This window comes from Mesotoga sp. Brook.08.105.5.1, from assembly GCF_002752635.1.
Classification (GTDB): domain Bacteria; phylum Thermotogota; class Thermotogae; order Petrotogales; family Kosmotogaceae; genus Mesotoga.
Genome location: NZ_AYTW01000021.1, coordinates 1 through 22,974 on the forward strand (window position 1 = coordinate 1; position 22,974 = coordinate 22,974).

Annotated in this window: 20 protein-coding genes and 1 pseudogene; 14 read left to right on the plus strand and 7 right to left on the minus strand. The window is 46.8% G+C overall.

What is annotated here, in order from left to right; translation table 11 throughout:
- Positions 1-105 precede the first annotated feature (105 nt).
- Positions 106-663, plus strand: a pseudogene (locus V512_RS08545) (DUF6305 family protein).
- 55 nt (positions 664-718) lie between these two features.
- Positions 719-1,207: a hypothetical protein gene (locus V512_RS08550; RefSeq protein ID WP_099830070.1), complete on the plus strand. Its 489-nt coding sequence runs from the start codon at positions 719-721 to the stop codon at positions 1,205-1,207.
- Positions 1,208-1,265: 58 nt separating this feature from the next.
- Here V512_RS08550 and V512_RS08555 read toward each other — a convergent pair whose 3' ends face one another.
- Positions 1,266-1,973 carry a Crp/Fnr family transcriptional regulator gene (locus V512_RS08555; protein ID WP_099830071.1) on the minus strand — a complete coding sequence of 236 codons (708 nt, stop codon included), beginning with the start codon at positions 1,971-1,973 and terminating at the stop codon, positions 1,266-1,268.
- 596 nt (positions 1,974-2,569) lie between these two features.
- Between V512_RS08555 and V512_RS08560 the strand changes: the two genes are divergently transcribed.
- From V512_RS08560 to V512_RS08585, 4 genes are all read left to right on the plus strand, one after another.
- Complete coding sequence (locus V512_RS08560; protein ID WP_099830072.1) at positions 2,570-3,289, plus strand: hypothetical protein; 720 nt, start codon at positions 2,570-2,572, stop codon at positions 3,287-3,289.
- Between the two features lie 1,245 nt (positions 3,290-4,534).
- Positions 4,535-4,810 carry an AbrB/MazE/SpoVT family DNA-binding domain-containing protein gene (locus tag V512_RS08570; RefSeq protein ID WP_099830074.1) on the plus strand — a complete coding sequence of 92 codons (276 nt, stop codon included), beginning with the start codon at positions 4,535-4,537 and terminating at the stop codon, positions 4,808-4,810.
- Positions 4,794-5,219 (plus strand): putative toxin-antitoxin system toxin component, PIN family, encoded by a 426-nt coding sequence (locus V512_RS08575; RefSeq protein ID WP_099830075.1) that lies wholly within the window; start codon positions 4,794-4,796, stop codon positions 5,217-5,219. Before V512_RS08570 ends, V512_RS08575 begins: the two co-directional genes overlap by 17 nt.
- A 1,488-nt stretch (positions 5,220-6,707) precedes the next feature.
- Entirely contained in the window at positions 6,708-7,298 is a 591-nt protein-coding gene (locus V512_RS08585; protein WP_099830077.1) for a plasmid pRiA4b ORF-3 family protein, read from the plus strand.
- A 466-nt stretch (positions 7,299-7,764) separates the two neighbouring features.
- On the opposite strand, the gene V512_RS08590 is transcribed toward V512_RS08585, so the two are convergent.
- The 4 genes from V512_RS08590 to V512_RS08600 form a co-directional block, all read right to left on the minus strand.
- Entirely contained in the window at positions 7,765-8,028 is a 264-nt protein-coding gene (locus V512_RS08590; protein WP_099830078.1) for a hypothetical protein, read from the minus strand.
- Between the two features lie 48 nt (positions 8,029-8,076).
- Positions 8,077-8,307, minus strand: a complete 231-nt coding sequence (locus V512_RS14500) for a hypothetical protein (protein WP_133117330.1) — start codon at positions 8,305-8,307, stop codon at positions 8,077-8,079.
- Positions 8,308-8,436: 129 nt separating this feature from the next.
- Positions 8,437-8,661 carry a hypothetical protein gene (locus tag V512_RS08595; RefSeq protein WP_099830079.1) on the minus strand — a complete coding sequence of 75 codons (225 nt, stop codon included), beginning with the start codon at positions 8,659-8,661 and terminating at the stop codon, positions 8,437-8,439.
- A gap of 5 nt (positions 8,662-8,666) precedes the next feature.
- A complete protein-coding gene (locus V512_RS08600; protein WP_099830080.1) occupies positions 8,667-8,900 on the minus strand; it encodes a nucleotidyltransferase domain-containing protein in 234 nt (77 codons plus the stop codon).
- Between the two features lie 228 nt (positions 8,901-9,128).
- On the opposite strand from V512_RS08600, the gene V512_RS08605 reads away from it, so the two are divergent.
- From V512_RS08605 to V512_RS08630, 6 genes are all read left to right on the plus strand, one after another.
- Complete coding sequence (locus V512_RS08605; RefSeq protein WP_099830081.1) at positions 9,129-9,959, plus strand: ADP-ribosylglycohydrolase family protein; 831 nt, start codon at positions 9,129-9,131, stop codon at positions 9,957-9,959.
- Between the two features lie 1,347 nt (positions 9,960-11,306).
- Positions 11,307-12,956: an ABC transporter substrate-binding protein gene (locus V512_RS08610; protein WP_099830082.1), complete on the plus strand. Its 1,650-nt coding sequence runs from the start codon at positions 11,307-11,309 to the stop codon at positions 12,954-12,956.
- Positions 12,957-13,066: 110 nt separating this feature from the next.
- Positions 13,067-14,047: an ABC transporter permease gene (locus V512_RS08615; RefSeq protein ID WP_099830083.1), complete on the plus strand. Its 981-nt coding sequence runs from the start codon at positions 13,067-13,069 to the stop codon at positions 14,045-14,047.
- On the plus strand, positions 14,047-15,024 hold the full coding sequence (locus V512_RS08620; protein WP_099830084.1) for an ABC transporter permease: 978 nt from the start codon (positions 14,047-14,049) through the stop codon (positions 15,022-15,024). The genes V512_RS08615 and V512_RS08620 overlap by 1 nt, the downstream gene beginning before the upstream one ends.
- A gap of 20 nt (positions 15,025-15,044) precedes the next feature.
- Entirely contained in the window at positions 15,045-16,016 is a 972-nt protein-coding gene (locus V512_RS08625) for an ABC transporter ATP-binding protein (protein ID WP_099830128.1), read from the plus strand.
- Positions 16,013-16,981 (plus strand): ABC transporter ATP-binding protein, encoded by a 969-nt coding sequence (locus V512_RS08630; RefSeq protein ID WP_099830085.1) that lies wholly within the window; start codon positions 16,013-16,015, stop codon positions 16,979-16,981. Before V512_RS08625 ends, V512_RS08630 begins: the two co-directional genes overlap by 4 nt.
- A gap of 179 nt (positions 16,982-17,160) precedes the next feature.
- Here V512_RS08630 and V512_RS08635 read toward each other — a convergent pair whose 3' ends face one another.
- On the minus strand, positions 17,161-19,269 hold the full coding sequence (locus V512_RS08635) for a tetratricopeptide repeat protein (protein ID WP_099830086.1): 2,109 nt from the start codon (positions 19,267-19,269) through the stop codon (positions 17,161-17,163).
- Between the two features lie 745 nt (positions 19,270-20,014).
- Positions 20,015-20,431: a hypothetical protein gene (locus tag V512_RS08645; protein WP_099830088.1), complete on the minus strand. Its 417-nt coding sequence runs from the start codon at positions 20,429-20,431 to the stop codon at positions 20,015-20,017.
- Positions 20,432-21,309: 878 nt separating this feature from the next.
- Here V512_RS08645 and V512_RS08650 point away from each other — a divergent pair.
- Both V512_RS08650 and V512_RS08655 read left to right on the plus strand, forming a co-directional pair.
- Positions 21,310-22,290, plus strand: coding sequence for a LacI family DNA-binding transcriptional regulator (locus V512_RS08650; RefSeq protein WP_279300416.1), 981 nt, complete (start codon positions 21,310-21,312; stop codon positions 22,288-22,290).
- Entirely contained in the window at positions 22,290-22,967 is a 678-nt protein-coding gene (locus V512_RS08655) for a hypothetical protein (RefSeq protein WP_099830090.1), read from the plus strand. Before V512_RS08650 ends, V512_RS08655 begins: the two co-directional genes overlap by 1 nt.
- Positions 22,968-22,974: the final 7 nt, after the last annotated feature.

The following is a 22,974-nucleotide window of genomic DNA, read 5'->3' on the forward strand; positions in this document are numbered from 1 at the left end:
CCAGAGTCTGAAGATTCAACCAAACTCATAGGTATAATTTGTCCGGGAAATTAGGTTCAGAAGAGAAGGAGAGGCCTCAGCTCCTGAGTATTGAGGAGAATGATCATGAGAAGAACGATACTAATAGTTGGATTGCTGATCGTCTGTATTGCCTGCTTTGCGCAGGAAAATGAGCAAGTAAGGTTCGAGCAGCCGGTGATAGTGACCTCCGCTGGTCAGTCTCCCGGTGCCCTTCAGTTAACTGTCGTAGCCAAAATGGCGAAGATCGAACACACTTTCGAAAAGCTGCTTAACGCCGATCAGTTTGAAATTGAAAGATACAAAACGCTAATGATAGTCGTTGGCGCAAGTGGAAGGGGTCTAGGAGCTGCAGGGATAGAGATTGACGCGGAACTTCAGAGAGTCTTGCTTCTCGCTCGGAAGGCCAAAGATTACGGAACCAAAATAATCGTTGACAACCTTCAAGGAGAGTCTCGGAGAGACTCTTCATCCGATGAAATCCTGTAGGCTCTAGCGCCATATGCCGACGCTCTATTTGCTAAAGTCGACGCTAATCAAGACGATTTGTTCACCAAGATAAGTGAGGAGAGATCCATTCCCCTCAAGCTTTTCGAAAAGACAGTGGATCTAGTTGAAGTTCTCAATGAATTCTTTGTGAGATAGATTATAGGGGCCTTAGGCCCCTTGCTTTTCTCTAAACGATCGGCGGTAATAGCAAATGAGAAAAACTCTTATCATCTTCATGCTGGTTCTCGTTGCATCATTTTCGATGGCAATTTTTTTCAGGCCTGACATTCGTGCAGGTTATGGTGTAACGAGCACCGGATGGCTCTCGGATTACTTCGAACCTCTCAAGGGAACGAACATGGATACTCCAGTCTATTACATGGACAGCGGAGTTCCCGGACCCACTTTTCTACTTATGGGTGGTACACATCCAATGGAGATCGCAGGAACCGTAGCCGCGACAATATTCGTTGAAAACGCTTTGGTGAAGAGCGGCAGGATAATTGTTCTGCCTTTTGGCAACAGCAGCGCGGCTTCAATAGGAACCGTATTCTATCCGAACCAGCCGGATCACTTTCTGCAAATTGAGTCGAAGTCGGGGCCCCGTTTCCTAGTATATGGAGACAGAAACACAGATGTAAACGATCAGGGCGTGTCTGACCCCGAGATCTTCATCCATTATCCTTTCGGTCAGGAATAACCAGGATACGAGTCGAGAAATCTTAGGGATGTTAAAGTCCTGAAGAGCGAGATTCGAATCACATCTCTGTTATCCTTTGCAGCTCCGATCTATCCTTGATCGAAATCTTCTTACGAGACAATTCAAGTATTCCAGATAATTGAAGTTCGTCAAGAATTGTGGTTACAGTCTCTCGAAAAAGACCAGTAGTGTCCGCCAGTTCTTGGTGGGTAATTCTTATAATAAGACTATCCTGCGACAGTCTCAAAAGAGTACTACATACTCTGATTGTGGCACTCTGGAGCACCGTTTCTTCTAACCTTAGGCGGGTCAAACGTAATCGCTGACTTACGATGTCGAGCAATCTTATTGCAACGATAGGCTTATACATAATCAACGCCTCGATATCGGATCGACCGAGCACGCATATTAGCGAATCTTCGATAGCTTCAGCAAAAGATTCTTGCATACTTTGTGCAGTCAGTGACATCTCTCCGAAAAAAGTTCCAGGGCCCAATGTATCTATGATAAGGCGTCTCCCGTCTTGATTGATCGTGTAGATCTGTACTTTACCTTTCTTCAACATATACAAGACCTCTACCTTTTCATCGGGACTGAAAAACACGTGTCCTGCTTTGCAGTAAGTCATTCTCACCATTGCTTCAACTTGCTCAACTTCTTCATCGGACAAGTCGCGAAAAATGTCGAGCTTTGAAATAAGGGTCAATTTCATCAACTGTTTAGATCCGGTCGTCGTTTTCAAGTTTGAAAGATTCTTACTCTTCATATCTATCACCTTCTGCGAACTCTGCCTATTCTCTTTTGAACTTCATCAGCAACTAGCTGCTGATATATTTGGGCGCTACAAAAAGGAGAGCATCCAAAAGACTCAATGATGATTGCATTAAATCAATTATGAATTTTAAGGAAGCCTGAATAAATCTTATCACAAGGATGGACAAGTTCATTGTAAAGGGAACTGTAAAGAATGAGAGGAGAAGGAACAAAGAGTACGATAAGATAAAGATACTGTAGTTGCTGGTTTTGTTGCTGACCAAGATACAAACCTAGATAAGAAGAATTAGAGAGAACCAATTCATACTTGAAGATATCATTGATGGTTCAGAATCCATATGGTACACAAGGAACAGAGACTTTGATATACCAGTCGGCCTCAAGATTCTCACTTACAATATTGTGGTCATTCACAACCACCTAAACCATCGCTAATTGAGAAAGATTATGGATATCATTCATTCTATCTATTTGATTTGTGAGACACCTCATCATCTCGTATTTGTCAGTTTTGTAGTACAGATTACAGAACCCACCTGTAATTGGTTGATACAATCAATTCATCTCAATAAAGGTAGGTGGATAGAAATGACCAGAAAACTGACCGTGAGTATCATATTAACTGTTATCGCAGCACTAGCAGTTTCGATTACGGGTTTTGCAGTAACTCCAACCCCTCAAGGCTTCGACAAGTACATAGTCTATATGGCAGCGGGTCGCTACAATGCAGATGTAGCGCCGGTTGAAGGAGATCTTTCGATGTGGTATCATAAAGATGTAATGGGGCGAAGCGACGAAGAGATTGCAGAAGTTCACGCTGAAGCAGATGCATATTTCGAGAAACAGTTTGGTCCCAATCTCCCCTCAGCAATGCCATTTGCTTTCGATCCCAGAGAAGAGTACCGCGCCTATGTAAGCTCAGGAGAAGAAGTGCCTTCCGAAGGCTGGGTTGTTAGAGACGGTGGATTCATGGTAATGCTCATGGAAGATACCGTTCTCTATGGCGAATATGGCGGCGAACAGGGAAAGTTTGTTCCGGCTGGATCAATGTTAGTGTATGGGGATTACAATATCGATAGGACTCCCTCCGGGAAAGATCCAATGATTATTCATTATCATTCCGCAGCGCCCATTATGATGCATCCATATGAACCAGGCTTCAAGATAGATTGTACAATCATCTCTGAAGAATTTGGCATAGGAAGAGCGCAAGGTTTTTCCAGTCCACTGATTGTTGATGGAATGACACAAGTCAATATACGAACCGTGTTGACATTCCCCGCATATGGACCTTCTATTCAGCACTAAATCCTAACGGTTAAGAAATAGTTAAGAAACTTTTAATTGCTTGAAAGAACTCCCGATTCAGAGAAAGCAGTTCTCTGAATCGGGGGTCTTATTCTTAACCCTGAGAGTAGAAACCAACCATATCCACGCCTAAGAATCTGAGAACGAAGATAATGCCCACTTTTTTGCGTTGCTACTCTGTGTTCGCAACAACTGAATCTTTTCCATAATGTCTGGAGACAGGATTTTTCTCTCAATCAGAGAAGAGTAGATGATTGAGGACAGTCAGATTTGACCAACGCCAAAATATTAAATAACCTAAACTAGAGAGGAGGGCAAAGTATTGGACAGCAGAAGATTCGACGCGATAGTTATTGGTTCGGGCAAGGCCTATCATTACCCATAAGTTAAGGAGCTAAAAGAAATCATATTATGCTTCTTCAACCTTGGCAGTATACCCTGTATTTGACTCCTGTTGATCTTGATCTTAAATCCTCCCTTGAGGGAGGAGGACCTAAAATCATCATCCAAAGAGCTTCATAGGTCTTGAAGCTCTGCTCGGAGAACGGTGAACCGATAACGGATAACCGTTCCTGCGACTTGCAACTTGCATCTTGAAACTTGCAACTGTTTCAAAGATCGAGATCCTGGCCAGAAGCGTGCCAGGATGACCTGAAGTAAGAAAGACCGTCATTCCGCATAGCCTGCCCTGAAAAGTCCCTGTTCAGTAGCCTGCCCTGAAAAGTCCCTGTTCAGTAGCCTGCCCTGAAATGCACCTGTTCAGGAGCCTGCCCTGAAAAGTCCCTGTTCAGGGTCATCCCGTGATGATCCTGCACGGGATCTGGTCTTGAAAGCGTACCTGCAGGCAGCACGAAGATAGGGACTGACCGGCTCCATAAGAATCACTGGTCGCTTGCTAAGTGACGCTATAAGCTGTGAGGGGACGTCCTTGGTCCTTCGTCCCGGATCAAGGACCCGTCCTTCGATAGGTTCAAAGAACTGATCGCGGGATGACTGCAGAGCAAATCGTCTCTTTTCGCCAAACCCCAGACTCCAGACCCGAACCCCCGCGTGTTGTTTCCTTCCCTTCTTTTGTGCTTGCCGATACAACAACTAACACCGCTCTGATGAAACCGACCTGCTTTGGGATGAAAGTTGTGTTGATTTCATAATTGATCTCGTTTAACAGCATCGTTGATGAAGAAAACTGATCATACATAGGAAATATGAATTCATGATATCATATTACTTGCTGGAGGTGATGGCGTGTCGACCAGATTACTTAGGCCAACGGAGAGAGGACAAATAACAATACCAAAGGAAGCGAGAGATAAACTGAAGATCACTCCCGACAGCAGGTTCAAGGTCTCTGTGGAAGGAGATAAGATAATCTATCAGCTGGTGTCGCCTTTCGACGTGATAGTCAAGGAGTTTCAGAAAGAGGCGGAGGCCAGAGGCTATACTAAGGAAGAATTGGAAAACGAGCTGGAAAAGGTCAGAAAGAAGCTCTTCACAGAGATTTACCATGAGAGTGATGATTGATTCGAACACATTCCTCTCAGGCATTGTTTTTGACGGAATGGAAAGACTCCTCTTGCATACCATGGTGCATTCCAATCATGTGCTTCTGCTGGCAAAGTTTAGTGTTTCAGAGGTTGAGAGAGTATTGAGAAGGAAGTTCCCAGGTGTGATCGAAGATTACGATTACGAGGATATTCTCGAATCACTTGATGCAGAAATACTGCCCTTTCCAGACAAAAGCGAAGTGGAGCAATGTATTGAGATAATCAGAGATGAGTACGATGCTCCGATTCTTGCTTCCGCTATTAAGGCTAGACCAGATGTGTTTGTTACAGGCGACAAAGACTTCTTTGAAGAGCGAGTAAGAGCATTGATCAGAGTCGCAACTACAAGAGAGACACTCAAGCTCATACAAGAAAGCGAGATATGAAGCAAAGCTCTTCTGAGCCAATTCCCCACCAATAACGTATGATCAACCGGTCAAAGGAGAAAGAGCATTGTCGAGACGTTCGTTGAGCTCACATGAAGATGGGAGAGAAGCCAGTCACCTTCGGTGGCCAGTCAGGCTTCGCCTGGCCAGTTTCGCGTTTGGCGAGGCCAGTTCAGCTTCGCGGGCTTAGAAACGCTATGAAGATCCGTTCTCCGTTGACCGTTCAAGATCATGAACCCGTTCACCGAGAAGGTCAATCGAGAAAGAGCATTGCCGAGACGTTCGCTGAGCTCACGAGAAGACGAGAACTCTCTCCTGTTTCTCGTCCTCTCTCCTCATCTCGTTCTCTCGATGCTCTTCTTTGAAACAAACATTCTCCGCCACTTTGTGGCACTCCTCCCTCAAGGGAGGACTTAAGATCATCATCCAAAGAGCTTCATAGGTCTTGAAGCTCTGCTCGGAGAACGGTGAACCGATAACGGACAACCATTTTCTTATTCAACTTGCAACATTGCACTTGCAACTGTTTCAAAGATCGAGATCCTGACCAGAAGCGTGCCAGGATGACCTGAAGTAAGAAAGACCGTCATTCCGCATAGCCTGCCCTGAAATGCACCTGTTCAGGAGCCTGCCCTGAAAAGTCCCTGTTCAGGGTCATCCCGTGATGATCCTGCACGGGATCTGGTCTTGAAAGCGTACCTGCAGGCAGCACGAAGATAGGGACTGACCGGCTCCATAAGAATCACTGGTAGCTTGCTAAGTGACGCTATAAGCTGTGAGGAGCGTCTTGGTCCTTCGTCCCGGATCAAGGACTTGTCCTTTGAAAAAGCAGTTCCAAGTTGCATGTTCCAAGTTGCAAGCGGTAGAGCGAAAAACTCAGATTCCGTCATGCTGTAAGAGCCGTCCTTCGATGAGCAGTGAGGAGTTGCTTGTTCCAGTTGCAGGCTAGAGACCTGAAAGCAAAAATGTCACAACGCGTCATCTGAACTTGATTCAGAGTCTTACCCTTCTTTTTTCGTCTCATGTAGCTTTTCTGGTTTGACCAAGAACGAAGAACAGATCCTCGCTCTGGAACGAAGCACTGGTTTTTCCCTCGGCTAAAGGAGAACCGTTTAACGGCCAACTGATATCGCTTTGCTCTTTCCAATCCCTACCGCAACCCCCGACCCCGGCCTTTTGCTTTTTCTTACTATGCATGATCTGCTTTCTCTTCCTGCTCTTGATACTCTCGAATATGGTTTTTCTAGAAGCGAGGCTTCACCTCAAACTCAAAGCGTCTTCCCCTCTCTAGGTTTTCTCGGAGAACCGATAATCCCAGCAACTTGCATCTGGTGGAACTGATTTCTCTCTCTTCTCCGAGGGTGGATCGCCTACAACCACAACTCTCGGTCTCCAATGTGTCTTTATGAATCCCATTAGCCAAACGTGTTGTCCCATGAATGGGTAGAGCACTATAATAGTTTATCCAACCATAAGCGAGGTGAAAAGATGAAGAAGGGATACAAGCTTATCTATCAGTTTAAGATAATGCTTCTTGACATCACACCGTTAATCTGGCGACGAATACAGGTTCCGGACATCTACACATTCTGGGATCTTCACGTCGCAATTCAGGATGCTATGGGCTGGTCTGATTACCATCTCCACGAATTCCAGGTCGTTGATCCGAAGAGTGACGAGCTTGTTTATATAGGGCTTCCTATTGAAGATGATTTCAAGGAGGTTCTCGATTCCAGAAAACTGCGCATTTCCGATTATCTCTCGATTCATAACCGAAAGGCGTCATACCTCTATGATTTCGGGGATAACTGGATCCACGATATTCTTCTCGAAGAGGTTCTCGGTAGAGACTTGAGTGTCAAGTATCCTAGATGCATCGCCGGTGAACGAGCCTGCCCACCTGAAGATGTTGGCGGAGTAATGGGTTATCGAGATCTTGTTGAGGCAATGAAGAATAAGAAGCACCCTGATCGAGAAGATCTGATCGACTGGCTGGGAAGAGAGTACGACCCCGAATCCTTCGATCGGATGCAAATCCACTTTGACGACCCTGATGAACGCCTGAAGAACACATATTAGAGAAAGCAGAATAGGACGTAAGACTAGACCGGAGCTATCGTTCCAACACAAATTACTGATAGCAGTAGTCTCCAAAGGGCCCTTTTCATCGACAAGAAGACATGGAACGGTACAGCTCGAAAACAGCTCCGTTGAGATCTTGCCAGGGCGAGAGAAGCCTTCTTCAAAACCGGGCGGTTCGGCTCGAAGCATCGAAGCTGGGCAGTCTCAGAAGGCAATCGACTCACTAAGCAGCTTATGAAAAGCGGATCTTAGAAGCCTTCTCTTTGAAGCTCTCAAAGAAGGACTTTACCGAGCATTCCAGAAGAAAAGCGGCCACTACATACGTAATACAGGGCAGAGGGTTTTCAGAGCCCCGAATCTTTCTTCCTGGAGATTCTTCTTTCCGATTCCCAGTCAGCAACTGGTCCGAACATCTTCATATAGTTTCCAAAGCATGTTGTCTCCAGTTATCCGGTTTATGAAGTTACGCAAGATGGTCTTCTTCGAACTCTTCGATTGTCCGATACTTCTTCACCTGGACGTTGTTTTCGTCATAGAGCAATCTGTACTCTTCCATTGCTTCGTCGAAGGTCCTCGCCGACCGCTGTAAATCGTTGATATCGAAGTGCTTCATCAGATCGATAGACACGCCTTCGTACTCCTCTCTCATTTCATCGTAGAATCGCTGGCAACTTGCGGCCGTCATGAGAGACAAGTACTTGTTGTCGGTCTTTGCGGCAAGCTCCATCTTGTTTCTCCAGTTCGAATAGATTTCCTCGTAACTACCTGTAAGAGCCTACGAATCAAGTTTCTTCTTGCCCTTAACTCTGTACTTGATCTCTTCTATCTTCTCCCCCGTACACCGCAAAAGCGAAGTTGCGCTCTCTTTAATTGAACGCAGTGTATCGGCCTCGATGAGTCGTCTGTAATGACCTGGAAATCCAATCGGTAATTCCCGCATCCTTTCGATCTCTTCAGGTATGTGTCTAGACCCAAGACTTACATATGACTTGTTGATTAGATACATGATCATTTCGATAGAGTTGATCAGTTTGGGCGACTAGTATTTGACTCTTCCGGACTCTTCACTCAGAACCAACTCTGCGTAAGTCTTCTGACCCTACCCGAAATGCATCAATATATTCCTCAGGTCGTGTTAATTCAGCAGGCTGTTCAGACGTTCCATAGCTTTACCGCGAAGCTCCATAAACCTCTGAAGTTGCTTGTAGTCACGGTAGTAGACGATGTTCAGGTCCATCAGCCTTGAGATGTATGGTGTCGAATATTTAGCCATGTCTTCAAGCTGCTGCCAGCTCGTGCAGTAGATATCATGAGCAACGTCTCCCAAAATGAAGGATGAACCTATTCTGTATCCTTTCAAATCGTTTATTCAATGAAGAGATCTAAATCAGACTTGTCGTGTATGTCTCCAGTGGCGAATGAACCATAGATGCCGACGAACGCTACCGAGTCCGGGTTGACACGCTTCGATTTCTCAATCACCGCCTTGATGATCCTCTCGTTCTTAATCACTAGAGCCTCTTTGATCTTCTCATCCACAACATCCGCTCCATTCTGCATACTGACTTCACTCACCTGGTTATTGCCAACATAACTCATTCAGCTCCCGCAAGTTAGTTTACAGGACGATTCTATCAAGTGGAGCGGATTTATGTTGACAAACAATACTGTGCTCCATGCAATCACAGGCGATCTCCAGGAAAGGATAAGAGCTGCTAGATTCATCTGAAGAGGCATAGGGTGGGAACCTCCAGCTGCGTTCAGGTCGATGATGTTACACTTGGAATGGAGAATCTCAAGCAACATGAAAGAGGCGGGGTGTGAACTTTGCTGGGAGCAATTGTCGGCGATATCGTCGGGTCGAGATTTGAGTTCAATAATCACCGAAGCAAGGCCTTTGAACTATTCACAGATGAGTGCTTTGCTACGGACGATAGTATAATGAGCCTTGCCGTTGCCAAAGCGATCATGGAAACTGAGAAGGTTGTTGACAAATCGCGAGAAGACTACAGGCTGAGTATGTGCTATAACCGTCTGCTAAGAGAGCTTACAGTGAAATATATGCAGCAGATCGGTCGAAATTATCCTAACTGCGGTTATGGGGGAATGTTTGGAAGATGGATATTCAGCGCCAACCCTCGGCCGTACAATAGCTTCGGCAACGGAGCTGCTATGCGCATTGGCCCTGTGGGATTCACTGCGCGAAATGAATTGGAAGCGATAAGCCTCTCAAAAACGATAACCTCTGTCACTCACGACCACCCGGAAGGCATAAAGGGGGCTGAGGCGACTACCATTGCCATTTTCCTTGCGCGTCAAGGCTTCTCAAAGCGGGATATTCGCGTCAGGATCTCAAGAGATTACTACTCTCTGGATTTCACAATCGACGAGATTCGTCCATCATATGACTTCAATGAAACCTGTCAGGAAACAGTACCACAGGCCATACAGTGCTTCCTCGAATCAAATTCATTTGAAGACGCCATTCGCACGGCAGTTTCGCTTGGCGGAGACACCGACACAATCGCAGCAATAACCGGAGCGATAGCCGAAGCTTACTACAGCATACCGTATGAAATAAGAACCAAGGCACTGCACTATCTAGACAAAGAACTCCTCGCGATCTTCTTTGAATGGGAAGCCCTCCTGAAATCATAAAAACTGTCGATAGCGAGATTTCGATTTGACCGTGGTAGGGGGTAGCGGGTAGGGGGTAGGAAAGAGCGGAATAAGACGCAAGGCGCCGGAAAGCATCGGCGGACGCAAGGCTGGCGAAGACCACGCCAGGTCGCAATGCCCGGAGAAGCATCCGGGGACGCAAGGCCCGCTTCGCGGGGATGAAAACTCTTGGAGAGCAAAAGAAGCTAGTTCGCCGTTGAACGGTTATCCGTTCTCCGCCGAAAAAACCTGTTCTTCGTTCCAGAGCGAGGATCTGTTCTTCGTTCCTAGATCCGCTGTACGCTGAAAGCTCAGTTGCCAGTTCTCAGTTCCGAGTTGCAAGCATAAGAACCGTAGTGCGCTTAAAAGCGGAGAACCCGCTGATCGCTTGTAAAAGCTCAGTTGCAAGTTACAAGTTGTGAGTTGTAAGGGAAGCAAAAGGCCGGGGTTGGGGGTAGCAATGTGCGGGTCGGAAAGAACGGAATAAGACGCAAGGCGCCTGAAAGCATCGGCGGACGCAAGGCTTGGAAGAACATCCCAGGTCGCAATGCCCGCTTCGCGGGGAAAGAGCCGCTTGCAAGTTAACGTGCAGAACGCCTGAACAGGTGTACCAAACAGAAGCCCCAAACATGAGCATATTGGGGCAGGCTCTACGGGATGACAATGTCATAAGGTTATGCAATTCTTTTGTAGGGGCGAACGGCTGTTCGCCCGAAAGATTCCGACCAGGAGCTTTGTCGGAATGACGGCATTTAACGTTCCTTTACTTTAGGGCTTACAACTTGGAACTGACAACTTGCAACTGCTCCATCTCGAGGACGGCGGACCGTTGACGGACAAAGTTGTTTTTCATCAGCGATCAGCGGGTCTTTGTTCTTAAGCGCGCAGCGGATCTTCAGGAGCCAGTCACCTTCGGTGGCCAGTCAGGCTTCGCCTGGCCAGTCTCGCCAAATCGGTTTGGTGTTCTTATAGTTTTTCTCGCCACTGCTTGCAGTGACTGTCACCACGAAGTGGTATTGGCGAAGGCGAAGCCTTCACTGGCGTCGATGATCTTTGCCTTTTGACTGGCCTGCGCCAGCAGACTGGCTTTTGCTTTTCTCCTTATGGCTTTCTCCGAAACTAGCTAATGTTTCGAAATAGTATGTGTTATTAACTTTCGTAACCGGATCTAGCGTGAAATAATTGTATATATGTATTGTCATTATAGAATGCCGGCGGTCAAACAGTTTTCTCTTCGTAAACGCCCGTATTTGCACTTGATTGGCCTTGGCTGACTTTGGAATTGGATATTGAAGTGTCTATAATATTAATGATGTATCAAAACCTGTAAAAAAGGGGGGGGAACTAATGAAAAAGGTTATAGTAATCTTGACCATCGCATCACTGGTGATTTCAGCAAGTTTGTTTGCCACCGAAATAAAGAGGGGAGGGACCCTCAGGATCACCTCCATTAAACAGGGTATCCTGATCGAAAACTTCAACCCCTTCTCCCCAAATACCAACGAGATGGCTATCGGAGGTTTTTACGAGACTCTTATCTACTTCAATCCCATGACCGGAAGGATCATGAACTGGCTTGCAGAAAGCTATGAGTGGTCCGACGACCTTCTAGAACTGACTTTCAACCTGAGAGAGGGCGTTTTGTGGAACGATGGGATGCTCTTTACTGAGAAAGACGTTCTGTTTACTGTAGAACTGGGAAGAGAGAATAGGGCGCTAGACGTCGCAAGTCTTTGGTCGACGGGAGTCACCGGAGTTCGATCGGACAAGCCGATGACCGTCACATTCGAGTTTTCGGAGGTCGATACAACAATTATTCAGAGATTCTCCAGTGTCTTCATAGTTCCAGAGCACATCTGGTCTAAAGTCGATGATCCTCTAACCTGGATAGGCGAAGGAATCCCCGTAGGCACCGGACCGTTTATTCTGAAGGAAGGCTCATTCAGCGAACAGTCGTTCAGCGTGGTTAGAAATCCAAATTACTGGCAGATAGGCGAAGACGGTAAACCTCTTCCTTACATAGACGAAGTCCTTACGCTAACCACAACCAACGAGCAGGTTTCCCTAAGACTCGCCAGGGGCGAATTCGACTGGGCGGGCTACTTTGTTGCCAATATCGATGAGGTATTTGTAAAGGCCGATCCCGAGCACTTCAAGTACTGGCTTCCCGAAGGAAACCTCGTTTTCCTCAATCTAAACAACCTTAAGTGGCCCTTCGACAGCTACAATGTGAGAGCAGCGATAGCTGCGGCGATCGATCCAATAGAGATAACTAGAATAATGGCGAGTGGAGCCGTCCCTGCTTCGCTGGCCGGTGTCAAAGCGAGCTATCTCAGACTTGCAGAAGAGGGGCTCAAGGAGTACGGCATCGAATTCGACCCCGATTACGCAAGCTATCTGCTCGAGAAAGAAGGCTACAAGCTTAACAGGAACGGGATCTACGAAAAGGACGGCAAGGCCCTCTCGTTGAATCTCTATGTCCCGACGGGGTGGACCGACTGGATAATGGGAGCCGAAGAGGTGGCAAGACAACTGAAAGAGGTCGGAATCGAGGCTATCGTTACTCTGGCCGCCTGGCCTTCTCCTTACAAAGACATGATGTTCAACGGAAACTACGAGATGCTTTTCGGGATCTCCGTTACGGGAACCAGTCCCTATTATCAGTTCGACAACTGGGTACATTCAAAGCACTGGGCGCCGATTGGAGAAAACGCGGGTAATTACTACGGAATGCGTTACAAAAACGACAGGATCGACGAACTCCTCGACAGCTATAAGAAACAGACCGATCCACAGGTTCAGGATAAGATTATGGAGGAAGTTATAAGCATCTTCCTGAGGGATCTTCCCTCTGTACCAATGTTCTTCAATCCTGTGTGGTTCGAGTACAGCACAAGGAATTTCGTCGGCTGGCCCAATGCCGACAATCCCTATGCCGAACCCAGACCGACAGGCATGGACAAGATGCCCATCTTGCTTTCTATACACTTGAGGTAATTTGCTGGATATAGCTCGCGGGCCCTAGTGCCCGCGAGGCTTATTCATATTCACGAGAGGGGGTAAGGAAGGCTCGCTTTCCTCAAGAGAGAGACGCTTTCTAAACAGCATTGGCTTACTTCGCTAGAAAGATCGGATTGTTGCTCTTCGCCTTGTTTGTTGCAGTCACTCTGAATTTCTTCATTCCGAGAATGATGCCCGGTGATCCTGCGCAGGATCTGATGGACAAGATGCAAGGTGTTCCTCTAGAATCACTCGAAGCAATAAGGGCTGCCTTTGGCGTCGATTCGTCCGATCCGTTGCTTGTCCAGTACGGAAAGTATCTTCTTAACCTCCTTAAGGGCGATCTGGGTATCTCTATCTCAAGATTCCCGACTCCTGTCTGGAGAGTATTGCAGGTCGCCGTACCCTGGACAGTTGGGCTGATGGGTACGGCTACGATAATCAGCTTCTTTCTCGGCACGATAATAGGTATAGGCGTTGCGTGGAAACGTAACACGAAGCTCGCTTCCTTCACTGTCGGACTCTTTATCTTCGTGCGTTCCTTTCCATATTTCTGGCTCGGGTTGCTGCTGATATACTTTCTGGCTTTCAGGCTGCCGATATTTCCCCTCGGAAACGCCTACACACCGCAGCTTCAGAGGGGGACGATGGAATTCTTCCTCTCTGTTCTGAAACATGCGATACTTCCTGCCCTGACAATCGTTATATCTTCTATGGGGGCATGGATACTAACTATGAGGAACAACATGATCAATGTGCTGGCCGAAGACTACATCACCGTTGCCGAAGCCAAGGGGCTCCCGCTGCGTAGGATCAAGACTCTATACGCCGCAAAAAACGCCATCCTGCCATCTATAACTGGTTTCGCAATGTCTCTGGGATTTGTCGTCGGAGGCGGCTTGCTGACCGAAATGGTCTTTGCCTATCCGGGAGTCGGGCTGATGCTCTATCAGGCGGTTCAGAGCAAGGATTATCCTCTAATGCAGGCTATATTCCTTTTCATTTCAGTTGCCGTTCTCGTAGCCAATTTCATCGCGGATATCGCGATTCTAATTCTCGATCCCCGTGTCCGGGACGGTGGTAAGTGATGCTAAAGGACACTCTTGCTCTATTCATAGAGAATCGAAAGGCTCTGTTCGGGCTTATGATACTTGTCTTTTTCTCAGGAGTTGCTATCTTCGCCCCTTTGATCGCGCCTTACGACCCAAAGACGAACAAGGTAGATGTCCTTAGAATAGTGGACGAAGAGATGGACAGAACCACAACCATCGAAAGGGAGAAGATCGATGAATTCACAGAACGAAGAGTCTACACTCAATCGATCGCGACCACATATGAGAGAGTAACAACAAAACTCCCGCTAAATGCAAAACCCTCAAGAGAACACTTGCTCGGAACGACGAAGGCCGGACAGGATCTCTTTTCTCAGATGGTTTACGGAACGAGAATTACGCTTACTGTAGGGCTTGTGACAGGACTGTTCACTACTGCTCTCGCCCTCACACTCGCGCTTGTGGCCGGGTATTTCGGGGGCATTGTGGATGACATCATCTCTCTGTTTACAAACGTCTTCCTTGTTATCCCGAGCCTCCCACTGATGATAGTCATTGCCGCGTATATAACAGTTAGGGGAGTTATTCCAATCGTCCTTATACTTGGACTCACAAGCTGGCCCTGGCCTACAAGGATACTCCGCTCTCAAGTTGTTAGTCTTAAGAACAGGGATTTCGTCAGGGTGTCAAGAGTCCTTGGTGAGAAGCCCCTCTACATAGTTTTCAGGGAGATTCTGCCCAACATGATCTCACTGGTAATGGCATCCTTTTTTACATCAACAATGGCGGCGATCATGGGAGAGGCTACCCTTGAGTTTTTGGGACTAGGCAATGTCTCGATAGTGAGCTGGGGAACGATCCTATACTGGGCTCAAAACAGTGGAGCCCTTCTGTCCGGCGCGTGGTGGTGGTTCCTCCCTCCGGGTATCTGCATTGCCTTGATCGGGACTTCGTTTGCGCTCATGAATTTTGCCATCGACGAGATCTCTAATCCCAAACTAAGAAAGAGATGATTGAGTTGGATAGAAGCCAGATGACTCCTTTACTTCAGTGCAAGGATCTTGTGGCCGGTTACAGGATCAAGAGCGGCTTCGTCCATGCTGTGGACGACGTCTCATTCGACCTCGATAGAGGTGGCTTCCTGGGCATCGCCGGTGAATCGGGATGCGGAAAATCAACACTGGCCTATGCGATCATGAGACTTCTCAAAGATAACGCCATTATAGAAAGCGGCAGTCTGATTTTTAAGGGCATCGATCTGGTGAAACTCAACGAAGAGCAGATGAAGAAGATACGATGGGTCGATATTTCGATGGCGTTCCAGTCTGCCATGAATGCACTCAACCCGGTTCTTTCAGTCGGTGAGCAGCTCATTGATGCAATACATGCCCACAGAGAAGCATCGCAATCAAACGCTCGCGACAGGGCTATCGAAGTGTTGAAGCTGGTAGACATTCCTAGAGATAGGTTCGACTCTTACCCTCATCAGCTATCGGGAGGGATGAAACAGAGGGTTATGATTGCTATGGCGCTGATCCTGAACCCCGAGTTGATTATTATGGACGAACCGACGACAGCGTTGGACGTTGTCGTGCAGCGAACGATAATCGAAAAGATACAGGAGCTGAGGAAGACTCTGGGTTTCTCGGTAATATTCATCACCCACGATCTCTCATTGCTTGTGGAGATCAGCGACACTCTGGCCATCATGTACGCAGGTAAGATAGTGGAGTATGGGTCTTCGGAATCTCTATTCAACAGTCCCTTGCACCCGTACACAAAAGGGCTGATGAATTCCTTCCCGTCACTCACAGGCAGGATAAAACGGATGGGCGGAATCGAAGGAAAGCCTCCAGACCTTTTGAAACCGCCTGACGGTTGCAGATTTCACCCCCGATGTCCGCTGGCAATGCCTATTTGTAGAGAGTCCTGCCCCTCGCTGGAGGAAATCGCCGATCGCCACAGCGTCGCGTGTTTTCTTCACAAAGGAGCCGAGGCCCAGTGAACGATAACATTCTGGTTCTTGAAGGAGTCAACAAACACTTCCCCCTGAACTCTTTCAGAATGCGTGGAAAGGTTGTTCATGCAATGGACGACGTGTCTTTTTCTCTGCGAAGAGGAGAAGTGCTCGCGATAGTTGGAGAGTCCGGCAGCGGAAAAACTACAACTGCAAACGTAATAAGCAGGATCTACAAGCAGACTTCAGGCAGAGTAGCGTTTGAAGGAAGAGAGTTGAGCGGCACCATGTCGCGAAAAGAAGAGCTGAAACACCACAAGAGGGTCCAGATGATATTTCAGGACCCTTTCGGAGCCTTGAATCCGACAAGAACGGTTGGCGGGATTATGGAACGGCCCTTCATAATTCACAAGATTGCAAAGGACAAAAGATCAGTAGCGGAAAAGGTCTATAACATACTAATTCAGGTAGGCCTTGAGCCACCCGAACAGTTTACACGGAAGTTTCCCCATGAGCTTTCAGGAGGTCAGAGACAGAGGGTGAATATCGCCAGAGCCTTCTCGATCGAACCCGAACTAATTCTGGCCGACGAGCCCACTTCAATGCTCGACGTTTCAAACAGGATGAGCATAATGAACATGATGCTAAACCTCAAAGAGCGACATGGAGTATCCTTCATATACATAACCCACGATCTGGCCGGCGCCCGTTATATGAGCGACAGGATAATAGTCATGTATGCTGGCATGATCATGGAGATCGGTCCGGCAGAAGAGATAATTAACAGCTCTTTCCACCCTTACACAAAGCTGCTTAAATCGGCGGCGCCAGCCCCAGAAACTGGTCTAAAGCGAAAGCCTCTCATAACGGGAGGAGATATTCCCTCCCTGATCGATCCACCTAGTGGCTGCCGTTTCCATCCGCGTTGCCCATTCGCCGGAGAAAGTTGCTCTCTCGAGATACCCCCTATGAAGAAGATCGGCGAGGACCACTATGCGAGGTGCCTTCTCTAGTCCCGGAGTTCTTTCTTTTCTCGGTGACTCCATTTTTAACATTGATGAGACAAACGCAGAAATGCATTCCCTGATTCCGAGCAGCAAACGATAGAGATTTTTGACCGTGCCCTCTAGTAAAAGCAAAGACTAGCCAGTAAAGGCTCTTACCGGCCAAGAAAACCGAGCCAGCGTATCGTTCAGTCGGATATCCTGCGGGTCTTGAGCCAGTTGTACGCCTTGGGGCTGGATTCCCAGACCTGACGATAGTCGAGCGCATACATTGCTGCTTCTCTTTCGTCATCCTCCTTCAGTTCTTCGAACTTCACAGATCCCATATCTCTGAAGAGCATTTCTACAATCAGAGGATTCGTTCTCAACGCGCGAAGCAGATATATGTTGGCATCTTGTTTTCTGTTTCTTATTGCACTGATGAAGGCTCGCCCCATAAGAAAATCTACATCTTCCTCTTCCAGGTAGCGTTCCAGCAACTTCTCGGCTTTCATGAAGTTTTTCTGCCTGAATAAGCTGTTGAGAAGCCCGTGCTTTGCATGCACACCATCTTCCCGGTCTATATCGAGAAGCATTTCATAGGTTTCTATTGCCCGAGTCTGATCACCGACCCTTATTCGAAGAAAATCCGCATAGTCAACGATTAGATCCAGCAGAGGCTTGTTGTTCGCACGATCATACTCGAGTGAGTAAGACTCCGATTCGATTTCCCCTAATAGAGTTTCCAATTTCGAATAACCGGCTTCCAGAATGTATTGACATTTATTGTCTAAGCCTATCTCAGTGTACCCATTAGCCAGCATTGAGTAGAGCCGAAACTCGTATGGGTCTCTCGCAAGTGCGTTTTCCATCCGAACAACTCTTTCAGAACTATCCGGTATCGAGGCAAGCCTCATCAATCTGTAATTTCCTGGTGGGAGGTTGTACTCGATTGTGGGGGAATCCCCAGAACGTAAAACGGTTAGGCCAGGAAGGAGAGTCTTTCTCTCCTCAAAAATGATCTTGTGGAGATACTTTGTTGAATGATAGGCTCGTTCAAGAAGACGGGCCATTTCCGTGCTCAACGAGAGATCTTTCGAAAGTACCGGTGGAACTTTCAAATCAGAAACGAACCGATCAAAACGCTTATGGTCAGCCTTCGAAAGCATTTCATAAAGAAGCTTTGCTTTAGATGAATAGCCTGCCTTCTCTGCAACAAGAGCTGCTGCCAATCTAGTATTTGAATCGGTTTTAAGCTCTGTGACAAATGAAACCAGCTCCTCGAGTGGTTCCGACTTTTCGAGGGATTCCTCATCGAGGAGAACAGAGCACACTCCACACACTATATCTGTCGCTTCTTTCTTTTCCTTGTTTTTCAGAAGCATTCTAATAAATTTCATGATCGGTCTTCCTGAATGAGAGAAATCTGTATTGCGTACGATTTCACCAAGAATCAATGGAAGAGAATCATCAACAATCGAATTCTTCACAATGATATACAGAGGGCTGACCTGGTCTTCACTCCACTCAAGCAGATTTTCCGCGACAGTGGCAGCGTTCCTCCTTATTTGCTGATCCTTATTTACCAGAAGGCAGATAAGGGCAAGTACAGACGCACCATATCCTGCCATCAACCCGGCAGGAGTATCTTCGAAAATATACTGCAGCAGTGACACTTCAACATTTTTCTTCAGACCAAGGGCATAGTGTGCCACCATAGGCTCAATAAGCCCGAACACGACATCGGAATAAGGATTAACGTACTGCAAGTAGAACCTTGGACAGTATTTCGCCAGCCTCACTGCTTGATACTCAAGTTCTTTCTCCTCAGAATCTTCAATATCCGAATCAATTGTTCCGGCATGCTGAAGGAAGTACGAAAGCGCGCTGAGACCCGCGAGATAATACCATCGGGCCATTTCAGGTCCTCTGAATTCATTTACCCCCATTGCTTCATAGACTGACGCTTCATCATCTGAACCCGCAGAATTTCTGTTGGAAGCGCTATTCAGATTCTCGCGTCGAAGCTTGTCGCCGATTTTGACGATCTCCTTCGCCGCAGCAAATCTTGTTTCGAAGGGAATGCTTTCGTCCCAGACGAAAACACTCCAATAATAAAGCAAAAACAATTCGCTCTCTATAACCGTCTCATACTCGAGATTGAACACTTCGCACAGTAGCTTCGCGAGTTCCTCGAAGGTGTCGGAAGAAGCCTCATAAAGAAGCTTCTCGCGATCAAAATCCGGCCCGGAGTATTCTGTACCCATCTCCATAAGATCCCGAAGATAGACAATTCTACTCTTCTGATAGGTATTCAAGATAGTTGCCCTCCTTGATCAAGTATCGTTAGAGGCTCTCCATATTCTCTTAGATTTCACAATTCACTCTGAACTCAAGAAAACCGCCTCTCCCTATCCTTTAGAATCAATTTACCCCCTATAACTGCAGCGGTCGTCCATAGCAAAAATCGTTAAGCCTCATATTTGTGATTTTTGGCTAGTCACATTAAGCAACTGCTTTTTCAATTATAAGGAATTTGAGTCTATCCATCTCCCTTTTCAAGAGTTCAGTTAAGAAGGAACTTTCGCTGAAAAAACTCAGAAACTCAACTATTCATCCATTCTCTTCTGCGTACTCACATAAGAGGAAATGCCGTTTCCGTGAGAGAGGGGTTCACTCATATCCCCTTTGGCCACCTTACTTTTGCCCAAAAGCGTTTCTGAACGAATGGGCTCAATTGCTCTAAAATCCTTCCTTGAGGAAGAAAAACGAAGAGCTGGAAGATGTGTTTCAAAGATCAGACGAAAGAGGATAGAAGTGAAGATATGCAGAGTGACAGACCTCGACCTTCGAAACCATCAGTTCGCACCTCTAGCCTCTTTCTTCAAATAGCTCATCGTAACGAACACAATCGGTCCACTCGATCGTGCGGGGTTTTAAGATCAATTTCTACCTGTTCTGCCGGCAATTATTGGTTGGTAACCATGGAAGGGTTGGAAAATCGCATTCTCCACCTGAGCAACCGTAAATAAGGCTCTCGACTTGTAAGAAACAACTGCAATCTCAACTGGAGACCTGCTCCAAGTTGGCCATCATGAGAGGGTTTTCGCTCTTCTTCATGTTTCTTTTCAAGTACGAGAGAAAGTCTTCGGGAGGCTGATGGTCTCTGAATCCTTCGGCGATCTCTTCGGTTTCTTTCTCTTCTAGAGTTACTGATACTGTCAGCTCATCTGAAATCAGCCGCAACTCTCTTATTCTTCCCGGAGGCACAAAGCCTTCGAACTCCAGGATTATCATGTTTTCCTCATCCCTCTTGAGAAGTATATCTGCAGTGGTAATATAGTCCTCAAAAGAAACTCTGGGCTTTTCAGAACCCAGAGCAGCGACCGCATAAATCGCTTCCATTTTGTCGATCTTTACCTCAAAACGATCACCTTCTAAACTGGCTTCTCTGTCCTTCAGAAAGATCCCCAATATCACTTTCTCCCTCCTTCAAGCGCCAGGCAGCAGGTCAAGATGACCGTATTCCAGGTTTACCTCTGCCAACGGCCTTTCCTCTCTCATACTGGACGATTGCCTCTCCATTCCTACCATTTCAGATTCCACTCTTGCTCACTTCCTCTGCCTCTATCTTCCCCCCTCCCTTCTCTGAGCTACCATCAAGCAAGCACGCTTTCACCTGCGAAGCGCCTTTCTAAGCACGTTTCCCGGATATCAGATACTTCACTTGGAATAAGCGCAGCATTACTAGAACGGATACGTTCTTCTAACCGGACTTTTCAAACAGGACAGACTTCTACGGAGTTCATGGAGACAATACTCAACTACATCATCAATATCACGATAGAATTGCAGCTGATTTACAGATACGCAACCTTGAATCGATTCTGTTTGACCATTGCCTGTTCAGTCAGTCGGATCTAGGACAGAAAGTGATGATGAGAACCGAATAACTTAGCGGGAGAACTGTTTTAGATGGAGATCCTTCTCAAGAAATCACTTTCGCGAGTCTACTGAAGCAACTTTGCTTCTAGAGATCTCTGTTGGGAAGAAAGTCGAAAGAACTGGAATTCGGGACAAGTAGCCAAGTTACCTATGACGGGTCATTTAGCAGAACGGATCGCTTACTCTTTTGCATAGTTTGCATTCGTTCGGACTAGCCTATCTTTCAAATTGATGAGAATAATGGCTCTAATCGCTGGTGATTGTGGATATACGTTTGCAGAGTTTGTTGATCAATCCTCATGGCATTAGTTTCGTCGACTCTTAATTGCTAGAATCATATGAAGAATTCAGCTTTGCACGATTTGCATTGAATTGACGAGTTAGGAGGTCTTTTTCTGCCAACTCTGAGAGAGATATCGGAAATCACTGGCGTGGCGATTTCAACCGTGTCCAGAGTACTCAATAATGACAGCCGCATAAGCGAAGCCACCAAAAAGAAGGTCTTGAGAGTCGCGAAGAAGCTTGGATACCCGGGCGAGATATCCAGTGGCCGCGGCAGTAAGGTTGTGATGTTCTTCGTTTCCAACCCTCATAAATCAATCGAAAGCGATGAATTCTTCTCAGGAGTTCAGCGGGGGATACTGAGAGGGGCCGGGTCATCGGATATTCACTGCCTGGTTCAGTCGATCAGAAGCAAGAAGAGCTTCGATGAATCTCTGATCCCTCTCGATCTTGTCGAAGGGTTGATCGTGGGAGGCATCCCAATGCCTGACGATCTGAAGACTTTCCTGTCGGCAATGAAGATTCCGGTCGTCTTGATCGGCAAATACTCGGGCCTGGAAAACCTAGCGTCTGTAAACAATGACAATGTCAGAGGCGGTTATCTCGCCGCCAATGAAATTATCAAGTATAACTACTCTACAGTTACCGTCATTACAGGGCCGAGAAACGTCTCGACATTTGCTGATAGACTGGAAGGTTTCTTCAAGTGTCTTAGTGAAAACAGGTTCCCAACTGAGCGGGTAAAGATTATCGAATGTAACTCCTTCGAAGAGAGAGATGGAAGAATGGCCATCGAGAGACACCTCAGAACACCTGGAAACAGAGAAGTGATCTTCTGCACGACCGATTGGCTTGCAAAAGGTGTGATTGAGGCTCTACAGGACAGGAAGGTTTCCATCCCTTCAGAGATAGGGGTTATTGGATTTGGTGGGCTAGATTTCTGCAAAATGACCTCTCCAAAAATAACTACCGTCGCACTGAATCCCTATCTGCTTGGAAGAATCGCAGTAACAATGCTTCAGGAATTGATGGAGGGAAATGCTGAATCAAAGGGAGTTGTGTTTGTGGAACCGTTCTTGATGGAAGGTGAAACTCTAAGGGGGGAGAAGTAATGCATTTCAGAGAGCTAATGGATTCTAAAGGCAGACTCTTGGTAGTCAGTCTTCCCGAGAACAGTCTGGAATACGCAAGGGCTGCAGTTGAGAACGGTGCGGACGCAGTTAAGCTTCACATAAATGTGAAGCACAGGGTGACTGGAAAGGTTCATGTCACATGGACCGACGTCAGAGAGACCGCAAAGAACATCCATTCTGCTCTTGGCTGCTGTATGGGAATCGTTCCCGGAGCGGAAACAATGGCGTCAGAAGAGGAACTAGGGGAAATGAGCAAATTCGGCCTGTCTTTCTTTGACGTCTACGTCGACTACGCCCCTCTATATGTTATGAAGAACGATCTCTGCAAGATGCTGGCTCTTAATCATACATATTCCAAGTCGATGGCTTCATACTTAAGGAAAGTTGGGGCAGATGCGGTAGAGATCTCGATCATCGATCCCAAGGACTACGGGAAGGATCTTTCGCTGGAAGACCTTCTCGATTATTTGGAAGTGCTTGAGCTTTCAGGACTGCCTTCCTTTATTCCAACCCAGAAGAGGATTACCGTGGACGAAGCAGATAGAATTCTAGATCTCGGCTTCAAGGGGCTGATTATCGGCCCTATCGTAACGGGAATTGAAATCGGGAGTTTTTCACGGATTGTCAGGGAGTTCAGCAAAATTACCAGAGACTAACAGGGAG